We start from the raw sequence: 23,259 nt of genomic DNA, 5'->3' as shown, positions 1-23,259 counted from the left end.
ACGATGCCAAGCACAGAGAAGCCACTGTCTGATGACGGTGGCTTTTGTTGTTGGATTGGGACTAGATATAGAGAAGCTGCCTCTCGTGTATATCAATAAGCGGATATACGCGGAAGGCAGCTTTATTGTGCAGACAGGTATATGTTTGTATTGTTCATCGGTGATAGTACTGGACGCACTCGGTTTCGAGCTTGACGACGCCGTCGGAATTCTGTTTGCGGAGTGCAGTAATAATAGAAAGAGCGGGAAGAGCGAGCCATAGGTGCCATGTCGCGAGCCCGAAGAGACCGGCTTGTCCAATCCAAGGAAGCAGTACACCGATAACGCAAAGCCCGATCCAAAACATAACGAGCTCCGTTCTGCGATAGAGACCGAGAGGAACCTCGATGAGAGGTGCATAGCCCATGAACGGAATATTAATGCTCCATCCCCAGCGCTGGCGCTGATAGTTGTCTACTCGAAGCAGCGTCAGACGATTTAATAAAAATCGAAGAAGGGTGCTTATTGGGAGACCAATTAATCCATATAACACCCCTGCCCATCCATACATGATGATTCCAGCAGCAATAAATATAAAGGGAATGGTTTTGTAGCTGAGCAGCAGTTTGGGATGAATCGATATTTTACGGATCAGCCGATATTGGTATACGGTTGCGTTTTTTTGCTCTTGTAAGGTTTGTCGCATAACGTGTTTCCCTTCTGTAGTTCTCAACTCATATATCGGAATTACGCCCCTATTCCTGAATACGGGCCTTATAACATCCTTATTGAAATAATTCACCAATGTGCAGCTGCCTACATAATATGAATAAAAAAGGTGAATAACGTGAAGAGGCTGACTAAAGTAGTAGATTTTGCGCCATAATAGTAGATAAGCCGTTATTCCCCCAGACAGGAGGCATAGCATGGAGGAAGCGCAAAATCTATGTAAATGCATTATTTGTGGTGAGAAGAAGCATGCAGACGAAGGGATTCGAATCGTGACGGAATTTATATGCGAAGACTGCGAGACTGATATTGTAGCCACAGACGTTCTAGATGAGAAATATCCCTATTACATCCATCAGATGAAGCAAATTTGGGTTCAACGAAACGCTTAATCGTGCCTTTCCTTTTGGCTGGAGAGGCTTTTTTATTTTTAGATTGGCAAGGAGCGGTGTTACAATGAGTACCAGAGCAGAGCTTGACGAGTCTGGTATGAGGGTGATTGTAATGAACAAGGGGGATCGATTTCATGCTCCGCTATTTCAACGATTAGCAGAGCATGCGAATAGGCATCCTGTATCATTCCATGTGCCAGGTCACCGAAATGGCGCAGCATGGACACAATATGGACGGAATTATAATGGAAGAGTTGAGCAAGAGGCATTGGGGCGCTTTGGGCATTTGCTGGCGATTGATGTAACAGAGCTTTCGACGACCGATGATCTGCATGCTCCGGAAGGGGTTATAGCTGAATCACAGCGCTTAGCGGCGGCCTTGTATTCTGCCGATGAGACGATGCTGTTAGTAGGGGGAAGTACGGCTGGCAATATTGCGATGGTATTGGCTGTATGTGAGCCGGGAGATATAATTATCGTTCAACGGAATGTACATAAATCAATTGTGAATGGTCTTCGTCTTGCGGGAGCTACAGCGGTATTCGTACAGCCCGCATACGAGACGTCGGATGGAACGGCTATCGTTCCGAAGTTGGATGATATAGAAAAGGCGCTGGCGATGTATCCGGAAGCTAAAGCCATACTGCTTAGTACACCGAATTATTACGGATATGCTGTTCCGCTCGGTCCATATGCTGAGCTGGCGCATCGGCACGGAATTCCGCTCTTGGTCGATGAAGCGCATGGTGCGCACTATGGGCTGCACCGTGCTTTTCCGCCCTCGGCTTTGTCACAGGGGGCCGATGTGGTCGTGCAGTCCACGCATAAGACGCTTCCCGCTATGACGATGGGCGCGATGCTTCACGTACGAAGCGACCGGATTGATCTCGAACGTCTTCGCGAAATGTTAACGATGATACAAAGTTCCAGTCCGTCTTATCCGATTATGGCATCGCTCGATATTGCCCGGGCAATGGTGGAGTCAGCTGGCGGTCAATTGTTTGAATCAGGATTATTGGCGGCAGAAAAAATTCGTGATTATTTGCGGACTAAGACAGGGCGATTAACGGTTTGCAGCAATCTATACAGTGAGTCGGAAACAGCGGCAGATTCGATACTTTGGCAACAGGGTGAGGTAGAACGAAGCCCAGCGATTAATAATGTCAGCGGCATTGCAGTAAGGCATGATCCGCTTCGCCTCGTCATCCGGGACCGTCTCGGATTGGTAAGCGGCTATGAGCTTCAGAGAATGCTCGAGCAGTGCGGATGCTGGGCGGAAATGGCTGATGAGCGGCGCGTGCTTCTAATCGTTGGACCTCATGTTCATGATGAGGATATTTCGCGGCTATTCGCAGCGTTGGAGGCAATCGAGGACGCGATTAAGTGCAACGGTACCGCAGCGAGGACTGAGAATGGGAACCTACATGAGGAGGCGGAAGATTCCGAGATTGACGCCGTATCAGAGCCTGTGCCATTCTCACTACATCGAATAAGCCCAGATTCGATTCAGACCGTTCCGCTTCAAGAAGCTGCCGGCTGTCAAAGCGCAGAAACTGTCATTCCTTATCCACCCGGTATACCACTTATCTATGCAGGGGAAATGATCACATCCGGGACTATATCGAGGCTAAGACGGTTATCGGCGTTTGGAGCTAAGGTGCAAGGAGCGGCCGATGCGAAGCTGCATACGATTCGAATAATTAGAGCATGACCGATGACTCTCTGGATAAGCTTTGTTATGATGGAAGCAGAAACGGATACTAGAAGAATTGAGGCGTTAAGCTTGAATACAGGTTTATTCATATCAATAGAAGGCGGCGAAGGAGCAGGCAAAACGACGCTAATTAAAGGGTTGGCTTCGCAATTGACAGAGCTGGGCTATCAAGTTTCGACAACCCGTGAGCCTGGAGGCATTCCGATTGCTGAGCAGATACGAGAGGTTATTTTGGACCGGAGCAATACGGCAATGGATGGACGTACGGAGGCGTTGCTATACGCAGCAGCACGCAGACAGCACCTTGTAGAGAAGGTAATGCCCGCGCTTGAGCAGGGGCATGTGGTACTGTGTGATCGATTCATAGACAGCAGCCTTGCCTATCAAGGGCATGCAAGAGGAATTGGAATCGACGAGGTGCTGGCCATCAATGAATTCGCGATTAATGGATTGATGCCGCAGTTGACGCTCTATTTGGATGTAAGGCCGGAAATCGGTCTTCGCCGAATTCAGGAGGCGAGCGGGCGCGAGATTAACCGTCTCGATCTGGAGAAAGCGTCTTTTCACGAGAAGGTACGTGAAGGCTTTATACTGCTGGCGAAACGGTTCTCAGACCGAATCGAAGTCATCGACGCAGAGCGTAATCCGGAGGATGTGCTGGCAAGCTGTTTAGCGGTCATTAAAAAGCATGGGCAGGAATTTAACCAATCGGTGTCAAAATAGTATCTTAAATCGATAATATGCGACGCTTTTTATGGTCATGGGAGGGATTGAGGATGAAGTTAGTCATCGCAATCGTGCAAGACAAGGATAGTAATCGTTTGTCCAATGCGCTCGTTCGGGAAGGGTTCCGGGCGACTAAACTGGCCAGTACGGGAGGATTCCTTCGTGCGGGCAACACAACATTCATGATCGGCATTGAGGACGAACGGGTTCATGAGGTGCTGCATGCGATTCGGTCCAACTGCAAGGTAAGAGACCAGCTTGTAACGCCAATGTCGCCAATGAGTGGTTCCGCCGATTCTTATATTCCATTCCCTGTCGAGGTACAAGTTGGCGGAGCGGCGGTGTTTGTCGTTCCGGTCGAAAGATTCGAGCATTATTGATGAGGGATTTACACAGCCAAGCAAATACAGGAATGATTCTAGCGATATCGATAGATAGGGCGTGGCAATAATGAGGGTTGAGTCGGGATGGCGTCCGCTTGAGCAGCGGTCACGTACGGATCAAGTGAGTAAGCCGATTACAACAAAAAGCTTCGCGGATGTAATGCAGCAGAACGAGCAGGAGCGTACAACCGAGCAGCTGCAGCGCAAGTTACAGGATATTTATAATCAAGGCGAGCGACTTGCCCGGTCCATGACGGTACGGGAGCTGAAGCTGTATCAGCAGATGGTGCGCAAGTTTCTGGAAGATACAGTAAGACGCGGGGTCGGCTTGAAGGAGCAGCGCAGCTTTGATCGACGAGGACGTATGAAAAGATACAAGCTACTCGATGAAATCGACGGGAAGCTAATTGAGATGGCAGAGGAGCTGCTGCAGAGCGAACAAGGTCGGCTTGAGCTGCTTAGTAAAATTGGCGAAATCCGAGGCCTTCTCATTAATTTGTTTTTCTAAGAAAGGAATTTGCGCATCATGAGCATGGAACAAGTGCCCGGTCAATCGAAAGCGAAGTCGATGCTTCGTTACGGTCTTAGGACCGGCAAAGTGTCGCATGCCTATCTGTTCAGTGGTCCGCGCGGAACAGGCCGGAAGGCGCTTGCTCTTGCATTCGCCAAGGCGCTGTTCTGTACAGCGGGCGGAGAGGATGCTTGCGGAGAATGCATTGAATGCCGAAAGTTTGAGCATGGCAATCAGCCGGATCTGCATCAGCTTGAGCCCGATGGACAATCGATCAAGCTGGGACAAATTCAACAGCTGCAGCGCGAATTGTCGTATCGCAATGCGGGCGAGCAGCGCAAGGTTTATATCGTCGAGAAAGCGGAGACAATGACGCCTCAGGCGGCAAACAGCCTGCTTAAATTTCTCGAAGAGCCACAGTCAGATATTGTAGCGATTCTACTAACGGATAACGGTCAGGCGATTCTTCCAACTATACGCTCCAGGGTTCAGTTTATACCGTTCATACCGTTATCGCCGCAAGAGCTGACGTCGGCGCTGGAGGCAGAGGGATTCCCTTGTATTATCGCCAGAACAGCAGCCCGGCTTGCCTCCGGAACAGATGCCTGCAGGGAGCTTATCCAGCAGAATGGGTTTGCAGAAACAAGAAACGTAGTGATACAATTAGGCAAGGAGAGCTTAAGCCGATTCACCGCAGCGATCGTGACGGTCCAGCAGCAGGTCGTTAAGGCCGAAGCCGGCCAGGATCCGCAGCTTCTGCTCGCTATGTTGTTATTGTGGTTTAAAGATATGATTCATTACCAGGCCGGCAGGCCTGAAGAAATCGTTTTTATAGATCAGTCGGATTGGATTGGTAAGCATGCATACGCCCGTACCCCGGACGGTTGGGTTAACTGCATGGAGCATGTGCTGGAGTGCGGCAAGCGGATACGCGCACACGTACCGACTCAGCTTGCACTAGAGCAATTAATGGTGAAACTACAGGAGGGCTAATGCCTTGTATAATGTCGTCGGTGTTCGCTTCAAGAAAGCGGGCAAGATCTATTACTTTGATCCCGTCGACCTGCCCGTAGCGAAGGATCAATATGCGATCGTCGAGACGGCTCGCGGTATCGAATACGGGAAAGTCGTGGTGGGGCAGAAGCAAGTCGGTGAATCGGATGTTGTCCTCCCGCTTAAGAAAGTAATACGAATCGCCAATGAAGCCGACGCGAAAGTAGTGGAAGAGAATAAACGGTCGGCCAGCCAAGCTTTTACGACGTGCTTAGAGAAGATCCGCAATCATCAGCTTAAGATGAAGCTCGTCGATGTTGAATATACGTTTGACCGCAACAAAATCATTTTTTATTTCACTGCTGAAGGCCGAGTCGACTTCCGTGAACTGGTGAAGGATTTGGCCGGTGTATTCCGCACCCGCATTGAGCTTAGGCAGATCGGAGTACGGGATGAGGCGAAGATGCTCGGTGGTATCGGACCATGCGGACGCGTGCTGTGCTGCTCGTCTTGGTTAGGCGATTTCGAGCCCGTATCGATTAAGATGGCGAAGGACCAGAACTTGTCGCTTAATCCGACCAAGATTTCGGGATTGTGCGGTAGGCTGATGTGTTGTCTGAAGTATGAGCATGATAACTACGAGAGTGTCCGCGAGGAAATTCCGTCGGTCGGTAAGTTGGTTATTACATCGCTTGGTGAAGGTAGAGTAACCGGAATTAATGCGGGGAGCAAGACCATCTATGTGCAGCTGCTCGACGTCGGAGGCAAGCCTAAAGAGCTTCCAATGGACGATGTCGTTGTGAAATAACCCGTTCCATCACGATTTTGAGGTGGGAACTGTATTGGATAACCAAGATCTATTTGTACAAATGGACGAGCTGGAGGGCCGTGTAGGCTCGGTGCATGCGGAGCTTGGGTTGTTAAAGCAGCATATGAAGAGGCTGCTGGAGGAGAACAAGCGACTTAGCATGGAGAATCATCAGCTCAGAAAGCTGCTGCGGCAAGGCTCGGTGTTTATGGATACGATGCAGGAGCCTGCGGCCGCTGATGAGTTGCCAGAGCAGGAGGATGCTGTGGTAAGACTGGAATCGGCTCAGACTGTACCGTCGGAGAATGAACCGGTTCCGGTTATTGGAGGCGGGCATGATAATCTCGCTCGGTTGTATCACGAAGGGTTTCATATATGTAATGTCTATTACGGACATTTGAGGACGGAAGGCGACTGTTTATTCTGTCTGTCATTCTTGAATAAATAACTCCTTCGACAGGAACTGCTGTGCTTTCGGCGCAGCATCTGAACAAGACCCGTAAGGGTCTTTGTTTTTGTTTGAACGAATATTGGGATGGAGGCTGCAAATACGGTGCACAATGAGAGCAATCACGTACAGCATGATGGTGCGACATCGAAGCTGGACCTTGAGCTTATTCCAGGCGAGCGGCTGGATGATCTAATGACGAAGGAGTTGAAAATCATTCAGAGCCGTGAAGTGTTCAGCTTCTCCATGGACGCGGTGCTGCTCGCGCGGTTCGCATCTGTACCGCCGAGGGGAAGGATTGTCGATCTATGTACAGGTAACGGTGTCATTCCGCTGCTGCTGACGACTCGGACGAACGCCGCAATAGATGCGGTTGAATTACAGCCGCGGCTGGCCGACATGGCGCGTAGAAGTGTATCGCTTAATAAGCTGGACGGCCAAATTCGAGTTATTGAAGCGGACCTGCGCACTTATCCGAAGGAGGCGGGCAACGGAATTTACGATGCGGTTACCGTTAACCCTCCATACATGCCGGCATCTACTGGCGACAAGAATGAGAACGAGCATTATGCGATTGCTAGACACGAAATTCACTGTACGCTCGACAATGTTGTCGAAGCATGCTCCAGACTCGTGCGAACTGGCGGTAAAGTATCGATGGTACACCGACCGAACAGACTGATTGATATATTGGAGGCGTTTCGCCGCTGGCGGCTTGAACCGAAGCGGATTCGATTCGTTCATCCGTATGAGGAGGCTGAGGCGAACATGCTACTAATTGAAGCGATTCGTGATGGAAAGCCTTCTGTAAAGATATTGCCGCCGCTTATCGTGTACACGAAGGAGAGAGAGTATACGGAGGAGCTTAAGCAGATCTATTACGGTAGTGGGGGCTCTTCGGCAGCCGGTGAAGCAAGGGAGGAGAGGGAATGATGCACATACAACGGAGCTTTGCGACTGGAACGGAGCGTACGTCTGGTACGCTTTATCTCGTTGGAACACCGATCGGTAATTTGGAGGATATGACGTTCCGTGCCATCCGTACACTTCGCGAGGTCGATATCATCGCAGCGGAAGATACGCGTCAGACGCGAAAGCTGCTAACCCATTTTGAAATTTCGACACGGTTGATCAGCTATCACGAGCACAACAAGAAAGCGAGCGGACCAGAGCTGATTCGTCTGCTGGAGGAAGGGGCATCTATTGCCCTCGTCAGCGATGCGGGATTGCCAGCCATATCAGATCCAGGTGCTGATCTTGTCCGCGACGCTGCAGAGCACGGCATTCCGGTCGTTCCGGTTCCAGGAGCCAATGCTGCGTTAAGTGCGCTTATAATGTCAGGACTACCGACTGAGCGGTTTCTATTTATGGGGTTTCCGCCGCGGCAGAAGAAGGCGCTGAATGAGTGGCTGAACAGCTTCGCTTATGAACCAGGAACGACTATGCTCTATGAATCGCCGCATCGAGTGTCGAAGACACTTGCCGCTATGCTCGAAGTGTTGGGCAATCGAAGCATCGCCATGGTGCGGGAGCTGACCAAACGGCATGAGGAAGCGGTGAGGGGGACCATTACCGAGTGTATGGAGTGGCTTGAGCAGCATCCGCCGCTAGGCGAATATGTTATCGTAGTGGAAGGCCGAAGTGGGATGACGAATGGAGTAAGTGCAGCTTCCAAGAATGCAGAGTCGGACGAGGCAGGGGCGGAAGCTTTATCAATGAGATATTCTGCTGTTGGGGAAGTATGGTGGGCTTCGTTAACGTTGGAGGAGCATGTGAATCATTATGAGGAGAAAGAAGACCTGAACCGAAAGGAAGCAATCAAACGAACAGCAGCCGATCGCTCTATGCAGAAGCGGGACGTATATAATACGGTTATGCGAAAAAATGAAAGTGGATAGCGCATTGCGTTATCCACTGATTATCCACGATTTGTCCACAAAAAAAGACCTTCCAGGCCGGGTTCTAGCGCTGGAAGGCATAAGGAGTATGAAAAAGGTTAGAATTAACATGTGGATAAGTACATTATAACCTATTTTGTTTATTTTGTCACAGGGGTAGGCAGCTCCGAAAGGCAAACATTGCAAACAATTTTTCCTTTAAAGTATGCTACGTTCTCTGCATTGCCACAGAAGATGCATGCTGGCTCATATTTCTTCAGCATGATGCGCTCTCCGTCCACGTAAATTTCTAGCGCATCCTTCTCGCCAATGCCCAGCGTACGGCGAAGCTCGATTGGAATTACAACGCGACCCAACTCATCAACTTTACGAACGATACCGGTAGATTTCATCATAATAACTTTTCCCCTCTCACGAGTCTTTTGTCTAATCGTCACTATTCGACATGGTTTTACTTTTTATGTTTAATATAATACCAAGAATACCCAGAATAGTCAACCCGGAAATAATGCTGTAAATCGCCAAATATTTCTGTTAATCCTGTAGTATAAAGGTGATATTGCATAGTATTATTGTACAACAATACGATAACGTTTGGAAATGATTCTACGACACTTTTCGACAAAAAACATTAAGCTGTGTCGAAACTTTGAACAAAATTACTGTTAGGGGGGTAATTTGTCACATGGAGAGGTTGCTGGCTGAAGAGAAAGTATTTAAGGACCCTGTACATAAATCCGTTTATGTTCAGGATCAGTTAATTTGGAACTTAATCAATACCAAAGAGTTTCAACGGCTGAGGCGCATTCGACAGCTGGGGACCTCTTATTTGACATTCCATGGTGCCGAGCATAGCCGATTCTCTCATTCGCTCGGCGTTTACGAGATTACGCGCAGAATTGTGTCCCAGTTCGAACGCAATGAATATCCGGACTGGCCAAGGGAAGAGAGACTGCCTGCGCTGTGTGCAGCGCTGCTGCACGATCTTGGTCATGGTCCGTTCTCCCATTCTATAGAAGAAATATTCGACACGGATCATGAGGATTGGACGTGTCGAATTATTACGGGTGACACTGAAGTGAATCAAGCGCTTCGAGAAGTAGACGAGCATTTTCCTGAGCGGGTGGCCGCCATTATTAAGAAGAAATACGACAAACCGATCGTGGTGAACCTCGTATCAAGTCAAATGGATGCCGACCGGATGGATTATTTGCTTCGTGATGCGTACTTTACTGGCGTTCATTATGGGACATTCGATCTCGAGCGGATTCTTCGGGTGCTTCGTCCGCATAAAGGGCGGATTGTTGTGAAGGAGAGCGGGATGCATGCAGTAGAAGACTATCTCATGTCGCGTTATCAAATGTATTGGCAGGTCTACTTTCATCCTGTTACGCGAAGCTCGGAAATTATTTTGCGCCAAATATTGCGTAGAGCGAAGGAGCTCTACCACAGCGGATATACGTTTGATTGGCTGCCGAAGCCGCTGCTTCGATTATTTCGCGGAGAATTAACGACAGATGATTATTTTCGGCTTGATGAGGCGCTTGCGCAGACCGTCTTCATGGCCTGGTCCGATGAGCGGGATGAATGGTTGTCCGATTTGAGCCGAAGGTTTTTGCATCGGCGATTGTATAAGGACGTAATTGTGAATGATCATAATGAAGCATTGTTTGAGGAGGCGAAGCAGCAGTTGAAGAAAGCGGGGCTGCATCCGGATTATCACCTTGAGGTTGACTTTCCGTCCGACCTTCCTTACGATGTGTATCGTCCGGATACCAGCTTTGAATCCGGCAAGGAAAGTACCGAGAAGCCTCCGATTCTGCTGCTCGACTCTGCAGGCGAATTGTCAGAGATTTCGGCCCGGTCGGATATTATCAGATCATTGACTGGACTTCATCAGGACAAGCATCGGTGGTATTTTCCTGACGATCTGCTTCGTCCGGTTGCGCATCGGCTTGACGCTCCTATTCGGGCGATATTCGGCTATTAGTTATATCCAACAAAATTATTATTTCGGTATATATAGGAAGGGGAAAATAAATATGAGCGGCAAGCTTTCATTAATCGACACGCATACGCATATGGATCATCATAAATTCGACAGTGATCGGGAGGAAGCAATCGCTCGCGCTCGTGAAGCCGGTGTGGAGCTGATGATTAATATCGGCTTCGATCGGGAGACGATTCCGACGACGATGGAGCTTGTTGAGCGTTACGATTTTTTTTATGCGGCGGTAGGCTGGCATCCAGTAGAGAGCATTCATATGCAGCAGGGTGATCTGGAATGGATCGAGTCGCTCATGGCGCATCCGAAGGTTGTTGCCATTGGTGAGATCGGTCTAGATTATCATTGGGATACGTCACCTAAGGAGGTTCAGCACCGGGTATTTCGCGAGCAGATTCGTCTGGCGCGTAAGGTGGGAAAACCGATCGTCATCCATAACCGGGATGCCCATGAGGATGTTGTACGGATACTGAAGGAAGAGAATGCCGCTGAGGTCGGTGGAGTCATGCACTGCTTCTCTGGCAGCTGGGAGACGGCTAAAGCTTGTCTCGATATGAACTTTTATATTTCGTTCGGAGGGCCGGTTACTTTTACGAATGCGAGAGTGCCAAAAGAGGTGCTGGCGAAGGTGCCGGACGACCGTCTGCTCATCGAAACGGACTCCCCATATTTGGCTCCTCACCCCTATAGGGGGAAGAGAAATGAGTCCGCTTTCGTCGTTCGAGTGGCTGAAGAGATTGCGGCAATAAAAGGAAAAACATTAGAAGAAATCGGATATTTAACGTCCGTAAATGCCAAAAATTGTTTCCGACTGGAGCGAAAGTAGCCGTAAACCGAAGAAAAACGTATCTATCGTACGATAAAATTAGATTTCCTCGGTTAAATCGCTTCTCTTTTGCTGCAATTTCCTAAAATATCGCTAAAATCGTCTTTAATCCCTTCTTTACAAGGGCATCGAACACGGGGTATGATTCATTTCAGAACTTACACAATGTATTGGATTTCCAGTAACACGCTTAATCTCCTTACGGAGAACGGGGGACCCAGATGCGAAAGCTTCGAGCTTGCTGATCTAGGGCAGTGAGAAGCACATAGCATGATTGATTGGGGTGAATTTCGCGACATGCATCCGGGCATTCCGGAGCAGGCGAATAGGGCAGCTCTCTTGCCCGAATCCGACAGCTAACCTCGTAAGCGATTAGAGAGATCAACCTTCGAATCCCACATTTCCATGTCTAGCTGTGACCAACCCGGGAAGCCACGAAGCAGATGATCCTCTGTCGATGGCTTCTTTTCTTTTTGAATAAAGCGTAAAACGTCGACATAGGGTTAATCATGGAGGTGAGTGAGAAGGGACTGGATGCGTGACTCGTCGCGCCAATATACTATAGTCGCGTCAACTGTATCATGCGAGACACTCGACGGCGGGGCTATGAAGGAGGACCGAAGAAGTGGGCGTAATTCAGAAAGAAGACACCCATGGTAAACGATCATCCAGCATGTCTTTCGCATTGCGATGGAAGCATGAAAACTTGCGGTTAATTATTTTGAGTGCAATTATCTCAATCGCTATGACTTTCATGTTATTGGTGTTGTTGTACGGAACGGCTGAGAAAAGCGTCTCCGTAGTAGTGAATGGACAAGAGAGCGTCGTAAAGACGAAGCAATGGGTCCTGCAACGCCTACTGGATGAACAAGCTATTACGGTTGGTGAGCATGACGAGGTATCGATGCCTTTGAATGCAGCCATTAAAGATGGGGATCGGGTCGTTATCGACCTTGCTTCGCCCGTAACCGTAACAGCTGACGGCAAGACTCGGACAGTGTACACGACCGAGAGAACGGTGCAAGCGGCGATCGAGGAATTAAATATTCCAATCGGCGGATACGATAAAGTATACCCGAGCCTAGATGCGGCAATAAGACCGAATATGGCGGTTAAAGTCGTACGCGTCGAGCGTAAGCTGACGCAAACCGAGCACAAGGTTCCTTTCACAGTAGTGAAGCAAGATGATCCGACCCTTGAGAAAGGGGAGGAGAAGCTGGTGAAATCTGGCGTCAACGGTGTGGTTGTTAGTCAGTTTGAGAACGTATACGAGGATGGCAAGCTGGTCTCCACGACGCTCGTCGAGAAGTCGGTGAAGAAGGCAGCTGTTAATAAGGTTGTTGCAGTCGGGACGAAGAAGACGGAGTCGAAGGTGACGACATTGTCTGCGAAGACATCCGGCTCACAGACGATCTCGGTCAAGGGCGTTACGTTCCAATCGAAGAAAGTATTGAAGAACGTCACTCTGACAGCTTATACTGCAGGCGTGAAGTCGACAGGTAAGAGTGAGAACCATCCGCAATACGGCATTACGGCCTCTGGAACGAAAGTGAAGGAAGGACGGACGATCGCTGTTGACCCGGATGTGATTCCGCTCGGATGGTGGGTATATATCGAAGGGATTGGCTTCCGTCGTGCCGAAGACAAGGGCAGTGCGGTTAAGGGCAAGAAAATCGATATTTACTACGACAGCGAGGATTACGCAGAGAAGTTCGGATCGAAGAAAGGATATACGGTTTACGTGATTGGACCGAACAAACCGTCTTCGAGCTAAACCGAAGAAAGGCTGCGTATCACATATGTATCGTATTTCGATGTTAAATATGCCATGATAAGAAGAGGCGATGCCTCTTCTTTTTGCTTGTGTCCAAACGGGCGTTTCAGCGGCAGGCGTTAACGAAAGGAATGGCGGAACGTGATTAAAGAAATCATTGTAGTGGAAGGCAAGGATGATACGGCTGCAATTAAGCGTGCGGTGGAGGCCGATACGATTGAAACGAATGGTTCTGCTGTTGGCGAGGATGTGCTTCGGCGTGTTGAGCTTGCCATGCAGCGGCGCGGCGTAATTATTTTTACCGATCCTGATCATGCCGGAGAGCGGATTCGGCGTATTGTGGCGCAGCGCGTACCGGGATGTAAGCATGCGTTCCTCCCACAGGAGGAAGCGATGTACAAGGGCGATATCGGTGTGGAAAATGCGTCGCCTGAAGCGATCCGCAAAGCGCTGGATAACGTGCGGACAGAGCAGCTGGCCGGTGAGGGTGGTTCGGTCGAGGTGACGTGGGACGATCTCATCGAAGCGGGACTCATTGTTCATCCGGAGGCGTCTAAGCGGCGCGAAATCATTGGCAAGCTGCTTGGCATCGGGTATGCCAATGGCAAGACGTTCTTCAAGCGGTGCGCAAGCTTCCGGATTACGAAGACCGAGTTTATTGAAGCCTGGCGTTTAATGGAACGGCAGCTGGAAGAGGAGCGTGGCTAGAGAAGATGAACGGAAATACGGGTAGACAAGCTGAGGTGGCGACGCCTTCGCGTACACGGGATATCGTCAAGAAGTATGGCTTTGAGTTTAAGAAGAGCCTCGGTCAGAACTTCCTGATCGATCAAAACATTTTGCACAAAATTGTATCGGCAGCCGAGCTCGACAAGACGAAGGGCGCATTGGAGATTGGTCCGGGCATTGGTGCACTGACTCAGCATCTGGCGAGTGCGGCGGACCGAGTGACAGCAGTCGAGATTGATAGTCGGCTTATTCCGATTCTGCGTGATACGCTTGCTGGTGAGTCGAATGTCGAGGTTGTGAATGCGGACGTGCTGAAGCTTGATCTTAGCGAGTTGTTCGAAGAAAGGTTCGCGGGGCTGTCAGGCGTGAGTGTAGTGGCAAACCTGCCGTACTATGTAACGACTCCTATTCTGATGAAGCTGTTGGAGGAGCGCCTGCCTCTCGAGCATATCGTTGTCATGATTCAGAAGGAGGTTGCGGACCGTATGGCAGCGAAGCCTGGCGGGAAGGATTACGGCAGCCTAAGTGTAGCCGTACAGTACTACTGTATACCAAGCATTGTCTGTACGGTGCCGCATACGGTGTTCATTCCGCAGCCAAACGTAGATTCCGCAGTAATTAAGCTGACGCTGCGGGACAAGCCGGCCGTTGAGACGCCGGATGAAGCCCATTTTTTCCGTGTGGTACAGGCCTCGTTCGCACAGCGGCGGAAGACGCTGATGAACAATCTGTCCTCTTGGCTTGGGAAAGATTGCAGAGAACAGCTTACGCTGCTGCTGGAGAAGTGCGGAATTGATCCAGGACGCCGGGGCGAAACACTGTCGTTGGATGAATTTGCGGTACTCAGCCGGACGCTTCATGAAGCGGGACTCGGTCTATCTTAACGGTGGAAGTGTGAAAATCGGCAGTCACCTTCTTCGGCTTTTACCCATAGGATAGACGAAGAGGTGATCTGCCCATGAAGCAAGGGGACTTGGTCGTCCGCAAATCATACGGCGGTGACGTGCTGTTCCGCATTGAATCATTACGAGATAACCAACTAGCTGTCCTGAAAGGCACGGATTATCGGCTGCTTGCGGATTCGCCGCTTCTTGACCTGGCAGTCGTGAACGATCCTGATTCCACGCATGCATCACAGCAGGTTCGGATTAAGGTCAAGGAAACGATGCGTCGTATGAAGGAGAAGAGACCTCCTATCGGGGAGGAGGATCGGCTCCGTCTGGCGTCGCAGACCGGTCAAACGCAGTCGAACGCGAACCATCTGTTCTACGAAATGCCGGGCAAGGTGCTTCATCTGGACGGAGACAGCAACTATTTGCGCAAGAGCATGCAGCTGTACTCTCAAATGAGAGTACCGGCGCATGGCGTTCATGTGCATGAAGCTCAAATGCCAGAGCTGCTGTACCGGCTGCTGCCGGAGCTGAAGCCGGACATCGTCGTCATAACAGGGCATGACGGCGTGCTCAAAAATAGAAGACCAGAGGATTTAGGGAGCATTAGCAGCTATAAAAACTCGCAAAATTTTGTCAACGCTGTGCGAGTGGCACGTGATTACGAGAAAAATCGCGATTCGCTTGTTGTCATAGCTGGTGCATGCCAGTCTCATTATGAGGCGCTGCTGCAGGCGGGATCGAATTTCGCTAGCTCGCCTGGGCGCATTTTGATCCATGCACTTGATCCAGTTTATATCGCGATTAAGGCGAGTGCTACGCCGATCCGGGAGACAATCGATCTGCCGGACGTTATTCAAGGGACAATCAGCGGCATTGAAGGTATTGGGGGCATCGAGACGATCGGCCGCCTTCGCAAAGGCCTTCCGAAGCCAAAGTGGGTTAAGACACCAGCAGCTGTGAGCACCGTTATATAATCTATACATCGGACGATTCTAATCTAAAAACTACCCAAAAGAACTATTGACATAGAGATTGACCGATTGATATAATAGTTAGCTCGTTTGACTTCACCTCTTCAAACCGTTATAATGGACGAGGAAAGAGGTGGTAGTGGACCATGGCAAAAAATGCGCTGTCAGAAATTAAACGCAGCTTAGAAGCCCATGTCGGCTCGAAAATTCGCCTCCGCGCCAATGGAGGCCGACGTAAAACCGTCGAACGTACCGGTGTATTGGAAGAAATCTACCCATCTGTTTTCATTGTCAAGCTGGATCAGGAAGAAAACGCGTTTAAACGTGTGTCATACAGTTATGCCGATATTCTGACAGAGTCGGTCGAAGTACATGTGTGCAATGAGGAAGGTCAGATCCGGATAACTTATATACATTAATGCCGAAGTATCGGCGCTCATGTTAGAGCGTATCCCTTGCGGGGGGTGCGCTCTTTTTTTAAGGGTCGACCCACCGACGGATCGACCCACCCAAACCCTCCCTGCCAGGGAGGGCCCCAAAGGGCTCACGCCCTCTGGACTCCCCCAAGCCTTCTCTAGGTAAGGAGGAGCGCCCATCCCGCTTTCGTCCCTCCGGGACCCGCTCTACTTCTACTATACCTAGCCCTGTTTCATCGTCTCCCCCCAATCCGTCGCTCACCCGTCCAACTGTGCTCACAGACGCTTGCCGTCCCTTCGGGACCCGCTTTACTTTTGGAGCCTGACCGTTTGCAGGGCCTGGACTTCGTTCTGAGGCCCTGCAAACAGGAACTGAGCGACTTGACTTGCATAGTGCGATAATGGGAATATCCCGGACCAATTGTGGAAGACAATACCCTGCATGAATTATGAGGATGTTCGCATACTGAAGGTGTATCATGTCATAGTTCTATTCGAGAAGGAGGATGACTTATGGGCAGACGAAGACGAAGCGTAATGTCCGAAAGCTTGAAATATGAGCTCGCGAAGGATCTGGGCTTCTACGACACCGTCCAGCAGGAAGGCTGGGGCAGCATCCGCGCCAAGGACGCCGGCAATATGGTGAAGAGAGCAATCCAGATGGCCGAACGAGCCGCAGCAGACAAGACTCATCGATAGATCATATTACTGCTTAACAAGCGGTATAGAAAAATAGGCATCCTACGGGGTGCTTATTTTTTTGATGCTTACAACGACAAGAGCAGGAATTAGGTATACATAGGTAAAAAAGTAAACGTGACTATTTGCTTTCTCAAGCGTGAGGACGGCGGGAAGCAATGGACAATTTAATGAGCTGAAGCGGGCGTGAGCTTTATGGGGTGGTTCTTTTTCGCATTTCTCCACTCCGTTTGTTATAATAGGTGAAGTTAACCATATGAACGGGTGGAAATGGATGAAAATATACGAGAAGGCTCCCGCCAAAATCAATCTGCTGCTTGACGTGCTGCACAAACGCGAGGACGGGTTCCATGAAGTCGAAATGATTATGACGATGGTCGATCTGGCCGATCGGCTGGAGATGGAAGAACTGCAGCGCGATCAAATCATTATATCGAGCCAAGCAGGTTATATCCCGCTTGATGAGAAGAACTTGGCGTTCCAGGCGGCCAAGCTGATTAAAGAACGTTATGACGTTCGTAAGGGCGTTTATATTCATCTGGATAAGAAAATTCCGGTTGCGGCAGGTCTGGCCGGCGGGTCAAGCGATGCGGCGGCTGCTCTACGTGGTCTGAACCGTTTATGGGGCCTAGGTATTTCAGACGAGGAGTTGTGCGTACTGGGTGCGGAGCTTGGGTCTGACGTCCCATTCTGCGTAACGGGCGGAACAGCTATTGCTACCGGTCGCGGAGAGCGGCTAGAGCGGATTGGCAATCCGCCGCAGTGCTGGGTCGTATTGGCCAAGCCCCCGATCAACGTATCGACGGCTGACGTATACGGCAGGTTTAGAGCGTCCGAAGTGAAGGAGCATCCATCGATGAAGGATATGCTGTCTGCAATCGAACGGGGATCATTCGCTGACATGTGTGGGTCGCTTGGCAACGTGCTGGAGGAAGTAACGCTGAAGAATTATCCGGAGGTACTGCAGCTGAAGGAAAGCATGCAGAAGCTTGGTGCTGAAGGCGTGCTAATGTCAGGAAGCGGGCCGACCGTGTTCGGTCTCGTATCGAAGGAAGCGAAGCTGGCGCGCATATATAACGGGCTTCGCGGTTTCTGTAAAGAAGTCTATGTGGTAAGAATGCTGACATAAATAAAGGACAATTACCCGTTTTCCTTGATTAAATCCGTATAAAAATGTTATATTGGCATTATAATATTCGGATTTGGCGAGGAGAGGTGATTTTTTGAAAAAATTAAAACGAAGCGCTCGACTCGTGGAAATGACACAATATTTGCTGAGCCGTCCCCACACGTTAATATCTCTCACCGCCTTCGCAGATCGTTATCAATCCGCTAAGTCTTCAATTAGCGAAGATTTGGCGATTATTAAAGAAGTGTTCGAGGATGAAGGTATTGGAGAGCTGCATACGCTTGCTGGAGCGGCTGGCGGCGTAAAGTTTACGCCTAGAATCGCTCAAGATGCGGCGATTTCGATTATTCATAACGTATGCCGCCAATTGGAGCAGCCGGAGCGCGTGCTGCCTGGCGGCTATTTGTTCATGACGGATATGCTCGGTCAGCCGGAGCTGCTGTCGGAGCTCGGACGGATGTTCGCTACCGCATTCGCCAGCCGTGAAATCGACGTTATTATGACGGTCGAGACGAAGGGCATTCCGCTCGCATATGCGACGGCATCATGCTTGAATCTGCCGGTCGTTATTGTTCGACGGGATAATAAGGTGACGGAAGGATCGGCTGTCAGCATCAACTATGTCTCTGGCTCGAATAAGCGGATTCAGACGATGTCGCTTGCCCGCAGAACGTTGAAGGAGAACGCCCGCGTTCTAATTATCGACGATTTCATGAAGGCGGGGGGCACGATTCAAGGCATGATTGATCTGCTCTCTGAATTTAATGCGAAAGTGGCAGGAGTCGGTGTTTTCGTCGAGTCGGGTGAGCTTGGCACCGAGGAACGGCTGCTGGAGGATTATGTTTCACTTGCGAAAGTGACGGCGGTTGATTTGAAGTCGAAGCAGACGACAGTTGTTCCTGGAAATTTCTTTAGTTAATTTCAACCCTATAACTGTATTTACTTGATGTGTTCAGCCTTACAAGATGTGGGGCTGAATCTATTTTAAGAGTCATATTTGGAGGTAACGATTATGAAGCTGCAGCCACAATTGATTAACGCGGCCGGTGCTCCGGCTGCAATCGGTCCTTATTCGCATGCCGTAAAGCTCGGTAATTTGCTGCTCACTTCTGGTCAAATTCCGCTCGGTCCAGACGGACAATTGGTTGAAGGCGGTATTGAGGAGCAGACGCATCAAGTATTTCGTAATTTGCAGGCTGTGCTGGAAGCGGCAGGCGCATCACTATCTGACGTCGTGAAGGCGACGGTGTTCCTGAAGGATATGAATCAGTTTGCAACGGTCAACGAAATCTATGCTTCTTATTTCGGCGACCACAAACCAGCTCGTTCAGCCGTTGAGGTTGCACGCCTCCCGAAAGATGTCCTTGTCGAAATCGAATTGATTGCATCGACTCCTGTCGAACTATAGCGAAAAGTTTTCAAGCCGAAAAAAAATTTATATAAACAGCATAGATTTACCAAAAAAACAGCAGGAATTTGCGCTATTGTGTGGAAGTATACACCAAGTCTACAAGTGGCAAAGGTGGTGAACACAAGTGCAAATTACTGATGTCAGACTCCGACGTGTGAATTCGGAGGGCCGTATGAAGGCTATCGCATCGATTACCATTGATAATGAATTCGTCGTTCACGATATTCGCGTTATCGACGGCAACAATGGTATGTTCGTTGCAATGCCAAGCAAACGGACTCCGGATGGAGAATTCCGGGATATCGCTCACCCGATTTCTTCGACCACCAGGGAGAAAATTCAGGCTGCTGTACTCGCTGAGTATGAGCGCGCCGCTGCGGAAGAAGAGGTTATTGAAGAAGGAGCGTAATAATGAGATAAGGAGAGCCTGCGGGCTCTCTTTTCTTTTGCCAACGGATAGGCTATATTCTATAGAGATTATGTAGTACATCTAGGGGGTAAAGGATTTGAAACTGATCGCGATCGTGCTTGCAGCTGGACAGGGCAAGCGGATGAAATCGAAGCTATATAAGGTTCTTCATCAAGTATGCGGTAAACCGATGGTCGAGCATGTACTCGATACGGTCGATGCCTCGGCGTGTGAACGGAAGGTTGTTGTTGTTGGTCATGGCGCTGAGCTTGTGAAGGCGACGCTTGGCGACCGTGCGGAATTCGTTCTGCAGGCAGAGCAGCTCGGCACCGGTCACGCGGTTCAACAGGCGGCATCGCTTGTAGGCGAGGAGGATGGCACGACGGTCATTCTGTACGGAGATACGCCGCTTGTAACGTCTGAGACAATTGGTAAGCTGCTCGAGCAGCACTCGGCAGCTAATGCGGCTGCTACGGTACTGACGGCAGTCGTGCCGAATCCGCAAGGTCTTGGACGGATTGTGCGCGGCGGCAACGGTGAAGTGCTGCGTATCGTCGAGCAGAAGGACTGCTCGCCTGAAGAAGCAGCGATTACGGAGATTAATACGGGGATGTATTGCTTCGATAACCGGAAGCTGTTCCAAGCATTGAAGGAAGTTAAGAACGATAATGCACAAGGTGAATATTATCTTACCGATGTGTTGGAGATTTTACGCGTTGCAGGAGAGACGGTTGGCGCTTATGTTGCTGCTGATTTCGCAGAGGGCATCGGTGTGAACGACCGTGTCGGTCTGGCAGAAGCTGAGCAGCTGATGCGTGCACGTATTGTACGTCAGCACCAAGTCAACGGTGTAACGGTAATTGATCCATCCACAACCTATATTGAAGCCGATGTCGTGATCGGCGCTGATACAATTATTCATCCAGGCACAGTGCTAAGACGTGGTACGGTCATCGGCGAGGATTGTGAGATCGGTCCTCAAGCCGATCTGACGAATGTAAAGGTTGGCAATGGTGTGTCGGTTAAATATTCAGTTGCTGTCGATGCAGAGATCGGTAACAGCAGCACTGTCGGTCCTTTCGCTTATTTGCGCCCAGGCTCTAAGCTTGGCGAACATTGCAAGATCGGCGATTTCGTAGAGCTGAAGAACGCATCGCTTGGCGATGGCAGCAAGGTGTCGCATTTAAGCTATGTAGGCGATGCTGTAGTCGGTAAGGATGTAAATATCGGCTGCGGGGCCATTACGGTCAACTACGACGGAGTGAACAAGTCGATTACGGAGATCGGCGACAACGCCTTTATTGGAAGCAATGTGAATCTAATTGCTCCTGTGAAGGTTGGGGATGGTGCATATATTGTGGCGGGCTCAACGATTACGAAGGACGTTGACGCTAACGATATGGCGATTGCGCGTGTGCGTCAGGAGAATAAAGCCGGCTATGCGAATAAGCTTCGTGCACGGGCGAGGTTGAAGAAGGAACGGCTGCAATCGGATAAATAATAGGATGAGTAATGGGTAAGCCTAATGAGGAATCGGTCTGCTGACGCGAGGGCGGACAGTGAAGGAGGATTCCGCAATGGGTATTCCATTACCAGTAGAACCAAGAGCGACTCAGACGAAACGGGAGCTGAGGGAGCTGCGCCAACAGGGTAAAGTACCAGGCGTCATTTATGGCAGCGGTATGACGTCGCCGACGCCGGTTACGCTGTCCGAGCGCGATCTGCTGCCGCTGCTTCGTTCTCATCCGAACGCCGTATTCGACGTTGCGATTCCGGGCGGTTTTACGGAGCCGGTTGTTATTTCAGAAGTGCAGCGCGATTCGCTTACGGGCAAGATCTATCATGTTGATCTGCATAAGATCAATATGAACGAGAAGCTGAGGACGCATGTGCATCTGGAGACGGTCGGTGACAGCAGCGGTGTTCGAGAGGGCGGTATTTTGACGGTGCTCATGCACGAGCTGGAGATCGAGGCGCTGCCAAGCCAGCTGCCGGAAGTGATCGAGGTCGACATATCATCGCTTGGTGTCGGCGAGACGATTCTCGTAAGTGACTTGACACTCCCGGCGGGCGTAATCGCTCGATCAGACGCTGATATGGCTGTCGTAACGGTACTGGCTCCGCAGAAGGAACTCTCAGAGGAGGAAGCGGAGGCGCAGGCAACAGAGGCGCACGAAGCGGATTCCCGTTCCAAGGCTGCGAAGATGCAGGAGGTCAAAACCGGGGTTGGTGAGTAGGTGTCCTTAAGGCACGCAGCTTTAAAGCTCCGAGAGTTGAGAATGACAAAGCAAGGCAGGGCTGCTTCGGCAGCCTTTTTTGTCATGAATAAAGGATTCTAGCTTGTGTCTGTTTAATCCATAGATATTGCAATTATAGGAGTGAAGCATTTGTCATGAAATGGATCGTTGGTCTGGGCAATCCCGGCACGAAATATCAGAATACTCGCCATAACGTCGGCTTCATGGCCATCGACATGCTGGCGAAGCGGTGGGGAATTAGCGTCACACAGAGTAAATGCAAGGCGCTGATCGGAGAAGGCAATGTTGGCGGCGTGAAGGTGGTGCTGATCAAGCCTATGACTTTTATGAATCTGTCGGGTGAATCGGTAAGAGCTTATATGGACTATTACAAAGTGCCGCTGGAGGATCTAATCGTCATCTATGACGACCTCGATACGGAGCTGGGCCGCATACGTCTGCGTTATCAAGGCAGCGCAGGTGGGCATAACGGCATCAAATCGATTATTCAGCATATCGGCACGCAGACGTTCAATCGGATTCGGATGGGGATTACCCGTCCGCAGCCGGGCAGCGATATTGCGGATTATGTTCTGGATAATTTCGCCAAATCAGAGCAGGAGAAGCTGGCGGCTATGATTGAGCAGACCTGCGATGCAGCCGAATTCGCACTAAACGCCACATTCGAGCAGACGATGGCGAAATTTAACGGGTAACGGTTTTTTTCTCGCCTCTGCTGCTGTCTTCCGTAGATCAATCGTTAAAACCGGGCAAACTGGGCATACTTGTGTGTATAACGATTGTTCAGGAGGCATACATATGGCTGTGAACTATATTTGCCGGCATTGCCGGACTTCCGTCGGCTCAATTGACAGCAGCTCCGTTACGGAGCAGCAGCTCGGTTTCCATTTCTTGACCCCCGAGGAGCGCAGCGATATAATAGCGTATAATCCGAACGGGGATGTTATTGTAAACGTCGTTTGTGACTATTGCCGTGAAGCCATTGAGGCGAATCCGGAGCTTGTGCTCCAGTCCAATCCGCTTCAATAGGCACGTCTAATGGAATTAGCCTTGGCCCAGGCATCGGAAGGGCTGAGGCTTCTTTGTGTGTTTATTGTGATGCGGTGCAGGGTCATATTGACTGCCTGGATTATTCCGGTACAGGCTATGGCGTAAACA

28 protein-coding genes and 1 riboswitch are annotated in these 23,259 nt (G+C 50.0%); of the genes, 26 read left to right on the top strand and 2 right to left on the bottom strand.

The annotated features are described in order from the left end of the window. Positions 1 to 154: 154 nt before the first annotated feature. Entirely contained in the window at positions 155 to 685 is a 531-nt protein-coding gene (locus PXY01_RS16465; RefSeq protein ID WP_127571241.1) for a hypothetical protein, read from the bottom strand. A gap of 220 nt (positions 686 to 905) precedes the next feature. Between PXY01_RS16465 and PXY01_RS16460 the strand changes: the two genes are divergently transcribed. The 10 genes from PXY01_RS16460 (at position 906) to rsmI (ending at position 8,581) form a co-directional block, all read left to right on the top strand. Then, complete coding sequence (locus PXY01_RS16460) at positions 906 to 1,100, top strand: sigma factor G inhibitor Gin (RefSeq protein WP_127571239.1); 195 nt, start codon at positions 906 to 908, stop codon at positions 1,098 to 1,100. Positions 1,101 to 1,164: 64 nt separating this feature from the next. After that, positions 1,165 to 2,811, top strand: coding sequence for an aminotransferase class I/II-fold pyridoxal phosphate-dependent enzyme (locus PXY01_RS16455; RefSeq protein WP_246027976.1), 1,647 nt, complete (start codon positions 1,165 to 1,167; stop codon positions 2,809 to 2,811). Between the two features lie 72 nt (positions 2,812 to 2,883). Beyond that, on the top strand, positions 2,884 to 3,537 hold the full coding sequence (gene tmk / locus PXY01_RS16450; RefSeq protein ID WP_127571254.1) for a dTMP kinase: 654 nt from the start codon (positions 2,884 to 2,886) through the stop codon (positions 3,535 to 3,537). Between the two features lie 53 nt (positions 3,538 to 3,590). After that, positions 3,591 to 3,920: a cyclic di-AMP receptor DarA gene (darA, locus tag PXY01_RS16445; protein ID WP_127533106.1), complete on the top strand. Its 330-nt coding sequence runs from the start codon at positions 3,591 to 3,593 to the stop codon at positions 3,918 to 3,920. Between the two features lie 70 nt (positions 3,921 to 3,990). Continuing rightward, positions 3,991 to 4,431, top strand: a complete 441-nt coding sequence (locus tag PXY01_RS16440) for a YaaR family protein (RefSeq protein ID WP_127571238.1) — start codon at positions 3,991 to 3,993, stop codon at positions 4,429 to 4,431. Between the two features lie 18 nt (positions 4,432 to 4,449). Next, positions 4,450 to 5,427 (top strand): DNA polymerase III subunit delta', encoded by a 978-nt coding sequence (gene holB / locus PXY01_RS16435; RefSeq protein ID WP_127571236.1) that lies wholly within the window; start codon positions 4,450 to 4,452, stop codon positions 5,425 to 5,427. Positions 5,428 to 5,431: 4 nt separating this feature from the next. Further along, a complete protein-coding gene (locus PXY01_RS16430) occupies positions 5,432 to 6,235 on the top strand; it encodes a PSP1 domain-containing protein (RefSeq protein ID WP_127571234.1) in 804 nt (267 codons plus the stop codon). Positions 6,236 to 6,269: 34 nt separating this feature from the next. Continuing rightward, a complete protein-coding gene (locus PXY01_RS16425) occupies positions 6,270 to 6,683 on the top strand; it encodes an initiation-control protein YabA (RefSeq protein WP_127571232.1) in 414 nt (137 codons plus the stop codon). 195 nt (positions 6,684 to 6,878) lie between these two features. After that, positions 6,879 to 7,616: a tRNA1(Val) (adenine(37)-N6)-methyltransferase gene (locus PXY01_RS16420; RefSeq protein WP_444980862.1), complete on the top strand. Its 738-nt coding sequence runs from the start codon at positions 6,879 to 6,881 to the stop codon at positions 7,614 to 7,616. Continuing rightward, the gene (rsmI, locus tag PXY01_RS16415; RefSeq protein ID WP_127571252.1) at positions 7,616 to 8,581 is read left to right on the top strand and encodes a 16S rRNA (cytidine(1402)-2'-O)-methyltransferase; all 966 of its coding nucleotides are present in this window, start codon (positions 7,616 to 7,618) and stop codon (positions 8,579 to 8,581) included. Before PXY01_RS16420 ends, rsmI begins: the two co-directional genes overlap by 1 nt. 140 nt (positions 8,582 to 8,721) lie before the next feature. On the opposite strand, the gene PXY01_RS16410 is transcribed toward rsmI, so the two are convergent. Then, positions 8,722 to 8,976 carry an AbrB/MazE/SpoVT family DNA-binding domain-containing protein gene (locus tag PXY01_RS16410; protein ID WP_127533100.1) on the bottom strand — a complete coding sequence of 85 codons (255 nt, stop codon included), beginning with the start codon at positions 8,974 to 8,976 and terminating at the stop codon, positions 8,722 to 8,724. A 290-nt stretch (positions 8,977 to 9,266) separates the two neighbouring features. On the opposite strand from PXY01_RS16410, the gene PXY01_RS16405 reads away from it, so the two are divergent. The 16 genes from PXY01_RS16405 (at position 9,267) to fin (ending at position 23,130) form a co-directional block, all read left to right on the top strand. Next, positions 9,267 to 10,571 (top strand): HD domain-containing protein, encoded by a 1,305-nt coding sequence (locus PXY01_RS16405; protein ID WP_127571228.1) that lies wholly within the window; start codon positions 9,267 to 9,269, stop codon positions 10,569 to 10,571. A gap of 52 nt (positions 10,572 to 10,623) precedes the next feature. Beyond that, complete coding sequence (locus PXY01_RS16400; protein WP_127571226.1) at positions 10,624 to 11,412, top strand: TatD family hydrolase; 789 nt, start codon at positions 10,624 to 10,626, stop codon at positions 11,410 to 11,412. A gap of 177 nt (positions 11,413 to 11,589) precedes the next feature. Continuing rightward, positions 11,590 to 11,797, top strand: a riboswitch (cyclic di-AMP (ydaO/yuaA leader). 240 nt (positions 11,798 to 12,037) lie between these two features. After that, complete coding sequence (locus tag PXY01_RS16395; RefSeq protein WP_127571224.1) at positions 12,038 to 13,186, top strand: resuscitation-promoting factor; 1,149 nt, start codon at positions 12,038 to 12,040, stop codon at positions 13,184 to 13,186. Between the two features lie 141 nt (positions 13,187 to 13,327). Next, positions 13,328 to 13,894, top strand: a complete 567-nt coding sequence (rnmV, locus tag PXY01_RS16390) for a ribonuclease M5 (protein WP_127571222.1) — start codon at positions 13,328 to 13,330, stop codon at positions 13,892 to 13,894. 5 nt (positions 13,895 to 13,899) lie between these two features. Then, the gene (rsmA, locus tag PXY01_RS16385) at positions 13,900 to 14,799 is read left to right on the top strand and encodes a 16S rRNA (adenine(1518)-N(6)/adenine(1519)-N(6))-dimethyltransferase RsmA (RefSeq protein ID WP_127571220.1); all 900 of its coding nucleotides are present in this window, start codon (positions 13,900 to 13,902) and stop codon (positions 14,797 to 14,799) included. Positions 14,800 to 14,873: 74 nt separating this feature from the next. After that, a complete protein-coding gene (gene yabG / locus PXY01_RS16380; RefSeq protein ID WP_127571219.1) occupies positions 14,874 to 15,782 on the top strand; it encodes a sporulation peptidase YabG in 909 nt (302 codons plus the stop codon). Between the two features lie 143 nt (positions 15,783 to 15,925). Further along, entirely contained in the window at positions 15,926 to 16,198 is a 273-nt protein-coding gene (gene veg / locus PXY01_RS16375; protein ID WP_127571217.1) for a biofilm formation stimulator Veg, read from the top strand. Between the two features lie 510 nt (positions 16,199 to 16,708). Further along, positions 16,709 to 16,894 carry a small, acid-soluble spore protein, alpha/beta type gene (locus PXY01_RS16370; RefSeq protein WP_127571215.1) on the top strand — a complete coding sequence of 62 codons (186 nt, stop codon included), beginning with the start codon at positions 16,709 to 16,711 and terminating at the stop codon, positions 16,892 to 16,894. Positions 16,895 to 17,168: 274 nt separating this feature from the next. Continuing rightward, complete coding sequence (gene ispE, locus PXY01_RS16365; protein WP_127571250.1) at positions 17,169 to 18,023, top strand: 4-(cytidine 5'-diphospho)-2-C-methyl-D-erythritol kinase; 855 nt, start codon at positions 17,169 to 17,171, stop codon at positions 18,021 to 18,023. Between the two features lie 94 nt (positions 18,024 to 18,117). Next, a complete protein-coding gene (gene purR, locus PXY01_RS16360) occupies positions 18,118 to 18,942 on the top strand; it encodes a pur operon repressor (RefSeq protein ID WP_127571213.1) in 825 nt (274 codons plus the stop codon). A 93-nt stretch (positions 18,943 to 19,035) separates the two neighbouring features. Then, positions 19,036 to 19,431, top strand: coding sequence for a RidA family protein (locus tag PXY01_RS16355; RefSeq protein ID WP_127571212.1), 396 nt, complete (start codon positions 19,036 to 19,038; stop codon positions 19,429 to 19,431). 127 nt (positions 19,432 to 19,558) lie between these two features. Beyond that, positions 19,559 to 19,843, top strand: coding sequence for a septation regulator SpoVG (gene spoVG, locus PXY01_RS16350; protein ID WP_110046107.1), 285 nt, complete (start codon positions 19,559 to 19,561; stop codon positions 19,841 to 19,843). Between the two features lie 97 nt (positions 19,844 to 19,940). Beyond that, a complete protein-coding gene (gene glmU / locus PXY01_RS16345) occupies positions 19,941 to 21,344 on the top strand; it encodes a bifunctional UDP-N-acetylglucosamine diphosphorylase/glucosamine-1-phosphate N-acetyltransferase GlmU (protein ID WP_127571210.1) in 1,404 nt (467 codons plus the stop codon). A gap of 76 nt (positions 21,345 to 21,420) precedes the next feature. Next, the gene (locus PXY01_RS16340) at positions 21,421 to 22,080 is read left to right on the top strand and encodes a 50S ribosomal protein L25 (protein WP_127571208.1); all 660 of its coding nucleotides are present in this window, start codon (positions 21,421 to 21,423) and stop codon (positions 22,078 to 22,080) included. 155 nt (positions 22,081 to 22,235) lie between these two features. After that, positions 22,236 to 22,796 (top strand): aminoacyl-tRNA hydrolase, encoded by a 561-nt coding sequence (pth, locus tag PXY01_RS16335; protein WP_127571206.1) that lies wholly within the window; start codon positions 22,236 to 22,238, stop codon positions 22,794 to 22,796. Between the two features lie 103 nt (positions 22,797 to 22,899). Continuing rightward, complete coding sequence (gene fin, locus PXY01_RS16330; protein ID WP_127571204.1) at positions 22,900 to 23,130, top strand: anti-sigma-F factor Fin; 231 nt, start codon at positions 22,900 to 22,902, stop codon at positions 23,128 to 23,130. The last annotated feature ends 129 nt before the right edge of the window (positions 23,131 to 23,259 follow it).

The sequence above is a fragment of the Paenibacillus xylaniclasticus genome, assembly GCF_004001065.1.
Lineage (GTDB): Bacteria > Bacillota > Bacilli > Paenibacillales > Paenibacillaceae > Paenibacillus_T > Paenibacillus_T xylaniclasticus.
This window is presented reverse-complemented; position numbering and strand designations above follow the sequence as displayed.